The 8,329-nt window shown below is 66.7% G+C and carries 7 protein-coding genes; 2 read left to right on the top strand and 5 right to left on the bottom strand.

The window, feature by feature from the left end; translation table 11 throughout:
• Window positions 1-50: 50 nt before the first annotated feature.
• Both ACTJKF_RS31065 and ACTJKF_RS31060 read left to right on the top strand, forming a co-directional pair.
• On the top strand, window positions 51-1,070 hold the full coding sequence (locus ACTJKF_RS31065) for an IS30 family transposase (RefSeq protein ID WP_440624553.1): 1,020 nt from the start codon (window positions 51-53) through the stop codon (window positions 1,068-1,070).
• 142 nt (window positions 1,071-1,212) lie between these two features.
• A complete protein-coding gene (locus ACTJKF_RS31060) occupies window positions 1,213-1,662 on the top strand; it encodes a hypothetical protein (protein ID WP_440628929.1) in 450 nt (149 codons plus the stop codon).
• A gap of 23 nt (window positions 1,663-1,685) precedes the next feature.
• Here ACTJKF_RS31060 and ACTJKF_RS31055 read toward each other — a convergent pair whose 3' ends face one another.
• The 5 genes from ACTJKF_RS31055 to ACTJKF_RS31035 form a co-directional block, all read right to left on the bottom strand.
• Window positions 1,686-2,153: a DUF4019 domain-containing protein gene (locus ACTJKF_RS31055; protein ID WP_440628927.1), complete on the bottom strand. Its 468-nt coding sequence runs from the start codon at window positions 2,151-2,153 to the stop codon at window positions 1,686-1,688.
• A 25-nt stretch (window positions 2,154-2,178) separates the two neighbouring features.
• Window positions 2,179-3,333, bottom strand: coding sequence for a DUF2827 domain-containing protein (locus tag ACTJKF_RS31050; RefSeq protein ID WP_440628925.1), 1,155 nt, complete (start codon window positions 3,331-3,333; stop codon window positions 2,179-2,181).
• A 14-nt stretch (window positions 3,334-3,347) separates the two neighbouring features.
• The gene (locus tag ACTJKF_RS31045; RefSeq protein ID WP_440628923.1) at window positions 3,348-4,493 is read right to left on the bottom strand and encodes a DUF2827 domain-containing protein; all 1,146 of its coding nucleotides are present in this window, start codon (window positions 4,491-4,493) and stop codon (window positions 3,348-3,350) included.
• Between the two features lie 417 nt (window positions 4,494-4,910).
• A complete protein-coding gene (locus ACTJKF_RS31040; protein WP_440628921.1) occupies window positions 4,911-5,579 on the bottom strand; it encodes an OmpA family protein in 669 nt (222 codons plus the stop codon).
• Between the two features lie 124 nt (window positions 5,580-5,703).
• Window positions 5,704-8,329 (bottom strand): YadA family autotransporter adhesin (locus tag ACTJKF_RS31035; RefSeq protein ID WP_440628919.1); only part of this gene is annotated, 2,626 nt, incomplete at its 5' end.

Raw genomic sequence — 8,329 nt, 5'->3', positions numbered from 1 at the left:
CTTAATCTCTAGTTCCAAGTGCAACACCTTGAATCAAGTAAGGTGTTGTGATGAAGAAGTACCAGCATCTGAGCGCGGAGGACCGCGCGGCAATCATGATCGAACGTCAGCGGGGAACCAGCATGCGAGAGATCGCACGGCGATTGGGGCGCAGCGCTTCGACGGTTTCTCGCGAACTGGCTCGTAATCGGAATGCGGCAACGCCGCGCTACGAAGCAACCCAGGCGGCCTCGTCCTATCGGCTTCGCCGTCGGCGCTGCGTACGGCGTCGTAAGTTGAGCGAAGGCAGTACGCTGTACTGGCATGTGCATCATCAACTGGTCTATCGACGCTGGTCGCCGCAGCAAATTGCTGCCAGACTCCGCGACATGCATCCAGACAATCCTGACCAGCGCGTCAGCCACGAAACGATTTACGCCGCGATCTATACCCATCCCCGAGGTGGACTCAAGCAGGCGATGATCGAGGCGCTTCGCCAAGAGAAGCCTGCGCGCGGCACCACCCGTCGAACCCTTGCGCGCAAGAGCTTCGTGCCGGATGAATTGCGCATCATTCATCGGCCTGAGCAGATTGAAACGCGGCAATGGCCGGGACATTGGGAGGGCGACCTCGTCAAAGGCGCGTTCAATCGATCCTGCGTTGGAACGCTGGTCGAGCGTAAAACACGGTTCGTCGTGCTGTGCCGCATGGACGGCTGTACCGCCCAAGACGCACTCGAGGGCTTCACGCGCCAGATGAAGAAGGTGCCGGCCTTCCTGCGTGAGAGCCTGACGTACGACCGTGGATCGGAGATGACCTGTCATGTCGAGCTTGCCGAGCGACTGAACCTCGATATCTGGTTCGCGGATCCATACGCTCCGTGGCAGCGCGGCAGCAACGAGAACACAAACGGCCTGCTACGCCAGTTCTTGCCAAAGGGCATGGACCTCTCGGGCGTCACGCAGACGCAATTGAACGATATCGCCAAGCTGCTCAATGGACGTCCTCGCCAGACGCTCGGTTGGAAAACGCCCGAGGAAGCCATGGCCATGGAACTGGCAGCCGAGGGGTTAGCAAAACGTTGCACTTGACTCTAGAAACCGCCAAGACCGCTCGCATCCCTGCCGCGCCTCGCGTCGCTCGGGTTGATGCGCTGGTTCGACCGGCTCGTGGTTTTCGTGGCGGTCGCCGGCCGCGGCATCGGGCCGGGACGGATTGCAAAGGGGCGTGGGCATGGCGGCAACGAAGGTGAAGGCCGGACACGGAACGGGCATGCAGGCGGCCGGTGCGCGCGAACTCGTCGCGATCGCCGAGCTGGCCGACATCCTGTGGCAGCTCGGCGCCGACGTGGTTGACGCCGCTGACCCAACCGATGCAGCCGATGCGCGGATCGACGTCATGCCGTTTATCGATGGCCTCAAGCACGTCTCGCAGCATATTCACCGGATGAAACGGCTCGATGCCGACGGTCGCGAGCGCGCGGCGCGACACTATTTCGCCGGCGTGTTCGCGGGCGCGTGCGGCGACGATTCGGCGATTGCGTGCGGCGTATCGGGCAGCCTTGCGCAGCAACCCGGCGTGGTCAGCGATGCGGCGGCCCGTTGCTTCGCGAGGCTTGCGCGCATCGGCCGGCGGCACGGCCGCGCGTTTGCCGCGCAGCGCGGCGCCCGGGTGCCGGCCTAGGGAGTGCAGGGGCGTTGCGCGGCTTACGGCGTGTAGTTCTGCGCCCGGCGTGGCACGTAGCCGGTCAGGTGCCAGCGGCCGTCGTCGTCGAGGCGGAAGCTCAGTTTTTCGTAAACGGTCGCACCGCTCGTGAGCGTCGTCGCGTAGTCGAGGTTCGCGTAGAGGCCATCGGGCATCGACGACGAATTCGTGTAGCGGATCCGCGTGATCTGCGCCCAGCCGCGATGGCTGACCGGGCCGATCGACTGGCGCGCGTGCTGCATGTCCGCGGCGAACGGGTCCTGCTTGATGCGCGCCTTCACGAACGCGGCGGAGTCGGCCCACACAGCGCCGTACTGGCCGGCGTCGAGCTGCTTGAAGACCACGTCGGCATCGCGCAGCAGCACGTCGGCCGATTCGCCGCCGGATTGTGCGTGCGCGCCGATTGCGATCGAAGCGAGCGCACAGCCGATCAGCCAGGTCGCGCGGGAGAGGGGCGGGTGTGCGTTCATGTGGGCGTCCGGGGAGCGCGGCGTGTCATGCGTCGCGATAGAGCGACGCGATCGCGTCGGAATACGCGGCGACGTTGTCGGGATGGTAGATGCTGACCGAGTCGAGCACGTGCTTCGATTGTTCGCGGTACGCGTCGAGGTTCGCGTCGTGTTCGGCGAACGCCCGCAGCAGCGCGCGGCCGCCGGCCTGGCAATCGAAGTCCGGATAGAAATACCCGGCCTTGCCGAGGAACGGCGAGTTGTGAATCAACGGATAGTCGCCGTAAAGCAGTTCGTAGTACAGGTAGTTCTGCGCGTTTTCCCACGTGTGCGACACCACGGCGTCGCCATAGGCGGCCATGAACTCATACACCGCGTAGCGGCTTTCGAACGTCGTGATCCCGTGGTTCACGATGTCGAGGCTCTTCGCGAAGTGGACGAACGTCGCATGCTCCTTCAGGTGCAGCGTGTTGCACACGCGCACGAACTCGAGGAACCCGGGGTTCGCGCGATACGCTTCCTCGGCCACCAGCATCGGGATGATGCTTGTCTTCACCATGCAGATGTTCGGCTCGAACATCGCCACGCGCCAGCGCGCCTTGCCGGGCTGATAGCCGAACGACAAACCGGCGCCGAGCGTCGCGCGCGCCTTGTCGAACAGCATCGGATGCCAGATGTGCGGGACGATCGTGACCGGCGCGCGCAGGCCGGTCTGGTAATAGTGCAGGCACGAGCGCTCGAACTCGGGAATCGTCCACACCGCGTCGTACGGTGCACCCGAGAACAGGAAGCCCGACGGCTTGTCGAACATCGCGCGTTCGATGTCGATCACGTAGTCGTTGCCGACCCGCATCGTGACGACCTTGCCGCCGCGGTCGCGGAACGCGCGCAGGTAGTCCGCGCCGAACTGCGCGCTCATTTCGATCAGCACGTCGCAGCGTTGCAGCGCTTCGTCCATCGACAGCAGCGGCACGTCCCATTCGCCGAGCATCATCTGCGGATCGGCGAGCTGTTCGCCGCCGTTCACCATCACCGCCTCCGCGACGAGCGGCGACTGGCGCAGCAGCAGGATCAGCAACAGGCAGTTCTGGAAGATGCCGTTTTCCCACAGCGACTGGCCGGCGCCGCGCACGAACAGCGACACGCCGACGACGAGACGCTTGCCCTCGCCGGGCGCTTGACGGGCATTGGAGTCCGACATGCGTATGCTCCGGTTCAGGCGACCAGGCGCGCGACGAACGCGTCCAGGTTCGCGGGGTTGTCGATCGAGACCGACCGCAGCAGGCGGTCGGCTCTCGCGCGGTAGTCGTCGAGCCGCTCGTCGTGATGCCGCCACGCCTCTTGCAGCGCGCGGCCGCCCGCGATCGAATCGAAGTCCGGGTAGTAGTAGCCGGCGTCGCCGAGCAGCGTCGAGTTGTGGATCAGCGGATAGCCGCCGTACAGCACGTCGTAGTACAGGTAGTTCTGCGGATTTTCCCAGTGGTGCGACACGACGGCGTCGGCATGGCGCGCCATGAAGCCCGGCAGGTCGATGCGTGGCTCGAACGTCGCCTTGTGCTGGCGCACGAGGTCGAGGCTGTTCGCGAAGTGCACGAAGGTCGGATGGGCCTTCAGGTGCATCGCATTGACGACGAACAGGTGCTGCACGGCGTCCGGTTGCGCGCGGTAGAACTCGTCGCACACGAGCATCGGGTAGTGGCAGGACTTCACGACCGAGATGTTCGGCTCGAGCGTGGCGAGATGCCACGGGCGGCGGCCGGGCCGATAGCCGAACGTCAATCCTTCGCTCGCCAGCGCGGCGATGCGGCGATCGATGAAATACGGCGACCACAGATGCGGAATCGTATGAACCGGCGCGCGCGTGAGCGTGCGCAGCAACGGCACGTCGATCTTCTGCGACTTCTCGAGCACCCACACTTCATCGAACTGCGTGCCGTTGAAGACGTGCCCCGACGGCTTGTCGAAGATCGGCGTTTCGGCGAGACCGCTATAGGTATGGCCGACATAGCATGCGACGAGCTTCGTGCCGAGCGCCTTCACGTGCCGCAGCCACTCGACCGGCAACTGCGCGCCCATCTCGATCACGACGTCGAGTTCGTGCGTGACGTCGGCGGGTTTCACGAGCGGCACGTCGAGGCCGTCGAGTTCGAGGCCGGTCGGCAGCGCGTTCGCGTCGCCGCCGTTCAGGAAGTAGACGGGGCCGACGCGGTCCGAGCGCTTGAGCATCATCGCGAGGTACGCGATGTTCTGGTGAATGCCGTTTTCCCAGATCGCCTGGCCGTCCCGCGCAAACAGCGAGATGCCGACGGCCGGCCGTTGCTTGCGGGTGCCGCGCGAGGCGGCTTGATTGATGTCCGTCACCGGTTGGTTTCCTCTGCGGCGTCGTGCGTCAGGCCGTGGCGTCGAGTGCGTGGCCTCGAAACGGCGCGCCGTGGATTGTCGTGGTTGCATGCGCGCCGGCGCGCGCTGGACAACGCGTCGAGCGGCGCGGATCGCGAGGCGGCCGCCGGGTTCCGGGGTGACGTCGGGCGGGACTGGCACGGCGCGCGACGCGGGCGGAACACCCTGGCAGCTGTCTGCGGCGATTGTGGCACGGAAGGCGCCGGTTTGTGGAGAGGGCTGACGAACTTTGACATACCCGCCGGCGCGGGCGGCGCGAGCGTCGGCGAAGCGGTGCCGGCGCGCTCCGGCGGGCTGCCGGCAGGGCGGCAGGCACGCTGCCGGTCCGGGCCGCCGCGTGCGGGCGCGGCGCGCGCCGAGGCTGCGACGGCCGGCTGCTCAGCGCTGCAGCGAGATGTCGACGCGGCGGTTGCTGGCGCGGCCTTCGGCCGTCGCGTTCGACGCGACCGGATCGGCGCTGCCGCGGCCCGTGACCGACACGGCTTGCGCCTTCAGCCCGTGTGCCTTCAGGTAGCTCGCGACGGTTTGCGCGCGGCGCTTCGACAGCGCGAGGTTCGATGCGTCGCTGCCGGCCGAATCCGTATAGCCGGTGACCGTGATCTGTGTATACGTACGGTCGTCGCGTTCGTTCAGCAGTTGGTCGAGCGAGGCGCGAGCGGCCGGCGTCAGCGTGGCCAGGCCCGTCGCGAACAGCGCGTCGCCCGCGAGGTTCACGTGTTCGACCGCGGCGGGTGCCGGTGCCGGCTCGGCGGCCGATGCCGCGTCGGCCGGCGCGGCACCGCACTGGAACACCAGCGTCGCGGGATCGGATGGGTCTCGCAGCGCGCGGGCCGAATCGACGACGCGTACCGGCTGGTCGCCGCAGATCTTGCGGGCGGCGTTCATGCAGGTCTGCGGGCCCGACAGCAGGCCGTGACAGTCCACCTGGAACGTGCGCACGCCGTCGCGCGGCTGCAGTTCGGAGGCGCTGTAGGTCGGGCCCGATGCGGTCGAGCACGCGGCGAGCGCCATCGCCGACAGGGCGAGCGCAAGAGCGAGTTTGTTCACGGTTACGTCCTCAAGACTTGGGTTGACTGATGCCCGCCACGCGTTGCGCGGCGGGCTCGTCCTGGCGTCGGGGCCGCTGCTTGCCGTCCGGCTGGCGAGCCGGGCGGCGTGGCGGCGCGACGGGTTACTTCCACTGGTACAGCATGCCGGCGCCGATCACCTTCTGACCGCCGCTGAAGCCGCCGTTGATCGACGCCTTCAGGTTCTCCGTGATGCGGGCCTGCATGTTGACCGCCATCGCCTTCTGGCCGAGGAAGGTCGACGTACCGACACCCATCCCGAAGTTGGCGTCGCGATCGAGCTGCGGGATCGACGCCATCGCGCCGACGGCCGCGATACCCTGCTTCGCCATCTGGTCGGTCTGCTGCAGTTGCGAACCCAGCGAGTTGATCTGCGCCTGCTGGCCCGACAGTGCCGTCGACAGCGTCGTCTGCACCTGCGTCAGCTGATTCACGTTCACCGCGTCGGTGCCTTGCGTACCCGGCGCAACGTTCGTGACCTGGCGCTGTTGCGTGTCGCTACCGACCGACACCACGTTCGAGCGACCGCCGTCGTTCGAATTCGCGCCGATCGCCACCGAGTTCGAGCCGGCGGTGACGGTCGGGTGATCGCTGCCGGTGCCGTTCATGTCGACTGCGACGCCGTTGGTGTTGATCGAGCGCGTCGTGTTGTTGTTGACCGTGGTCGCCAGCTGGTTCACCTGGTCGCCGAGGTTCGTCACGCCCGTCGACAGCGACGCCACCGTGCTGTTCGTCGAGCTCAGGCCGGTCGACAGCGAGCCGATGCCGGTCGACGTCGACGTGGACAGCGACGTGAGGTTGCTGTTCGTCGAGCTGAGGCCGGTGGACAGCGAGTTGACCGCCGTCGACGTCGACGTGGACAGCGACGTAAGGTTGCTGTTCGTCGCGCTGAGACCCGTGGACAGCGAACCGATGCCGGTCGACAGCGACGAGATGTTCGACGCGGTCGATGTGGACAGGCTCGTGATCGCCTGGTTCGTCGCGTTGAGCTGGCTGCCGTTGATCGCGTCCGTGCTGGTGGCCGAGACCTGGCCCGCCGCAACGTTGGTGATCTGGCGTTCCGCACCCGGCGCGCCGACGCTGAAGACGCCGACCGGCGACGTGCCGTAGACCGGGTACGTGATGCCGCCGACCGTGACGCTCGACACGCCGACCGCGTTGCTCGTGGTCGAGTTCGCGCCCATCGCGATCGAGTTCGCGACGTTGGCCGTGGCGTTCGAGCCGAACGCGAGGGCGTCGGCCGCGGTTGCCGTTGCACCCGAGCCGTAGGCCTGGGCACCGGTGGCGCTCGCGACGGCCGTGTTGCCGAGCGCGATCGTGTTGTCCGCGGTGGCCTGGCTCGACGTGCCGAGGGCGAGGGCGCTGTTGCCGGCCGCCGTGTTCGCGTTGCCGAGCGCCACTGCGCCGCTGCCGGTCGCCGTGTCGTTCGCCCCCATCGCCACCGCGCCCGTGCCCGTCGCGGCGCTCGGATCGCCGATCGCCACCGCACCGTCGCCGCTCGCGGTGTTGCCGGAGCCGATCGATACCGCCTTGCCGCCGGTGGCCGAAGCCTTCTGGCCGATCGCGACCGCGCCGTCTGCCGAGGCGTTCGCGCTGTCGCCGACCGCGACGCTGCTGATGCCTGTCGCGGTGGCGTTCACGCCGGCGGCGAGCGAGTTGACGCCTGTCGCGCCGTTGTTGGCGTAGTTGCCTTGCTGCGTACCGTTGTCGTTGACGCTGTAGTAGTGCGTCTTCGCGTCGTTGATCGCGGTCGAGGTCGACGTGGACAGCGACGTGATGGAGCTGGTGGCCGTCGAGAGGCCGCTCGAGGTCGAGGTTGACAGCGATGCCACCGAGCTGTCGGTCGAACTCAGGCCGGTGGACAGCGAGTTGATGCCGGTCGAGGTCGAGGTGGACAGCGACGAGATCGAACTGGTTGCCGACGAGAGGCCGGTCGAGGTCGAGGTCGACAGCGACGTCACCGTGCTGTCGGTCGAGCTGAGGCCGGTGGACAGCGAGTTGATACCCGTCGAAGTCGACGTGGACAGCGAGCTGATCGAGCTGGTCGCCGACGACAGGCCCGTCGACGTGGAGGTCGACAGCGATGCCACCGAACTATCGGTCGAGCTGAGGCCAGTGGACAACGAGTTGATGCCGGTCGAAGTCGACGTGGACAGCGAGCTGATCGAGCTGGTCGCGGACGAGAGACCCGTCGACGTGGAGGTCGACAGCGAAGCGACTGAGCTATCGGTGGAGCTGAGGCCAGTCGACAGCGAGTTGATCCCCGTCGAAGTCGAGGTGGACAGCGACGTGATCGAGCTGGTTGCCGACGAGAGACCGGTCGACGTGGAGGTCGACAGCGATGCCACCGAGCTGTTGGTGGAGCTCAGGCCCGTGGAGGTCGACGTCGAGAGCGAAGTGACCGAGCTGTTAGCCGACGAGAGGCCCGTCGACGTGGAGGTCGACAGCGAAGCGACTGAGCTATCGGTGGAGCTGAGGCCTGTCGACAGCGAGTTGATCCCCGTCGAAGTCGAGGTGGACAGCGACGTGATTGAGCTATTGGCCGACGAGAGACCGGTCGACGTGGAAGTCGACAGCGACGCCACCGAGCTGTTGGTCGAGCTCAGGCCCGTCGACAGCGAACCGATACCGGTCGAGGTCGACGTGGACAACGACGCGATGGAGCTATTTGCCGACGAGAGGCCCGTCGACGTGGAGGTCGACAGCGAAGCGACTGAGCTATCGGTGGAG

The sequence above is a fragment of the Burkholderia sp. 22313 genome (assembly GCF_052045245.1).
Taxonomy (GTDB): domain Bacteria; phylum Pseudomonadota; class Gammaproteobacteria; order Burkholderiales; family Burkholderiaceae; genus Burkholderia.
This window is presented reverse-complemented; position numbering and strand designations above follow the sequence as displayed.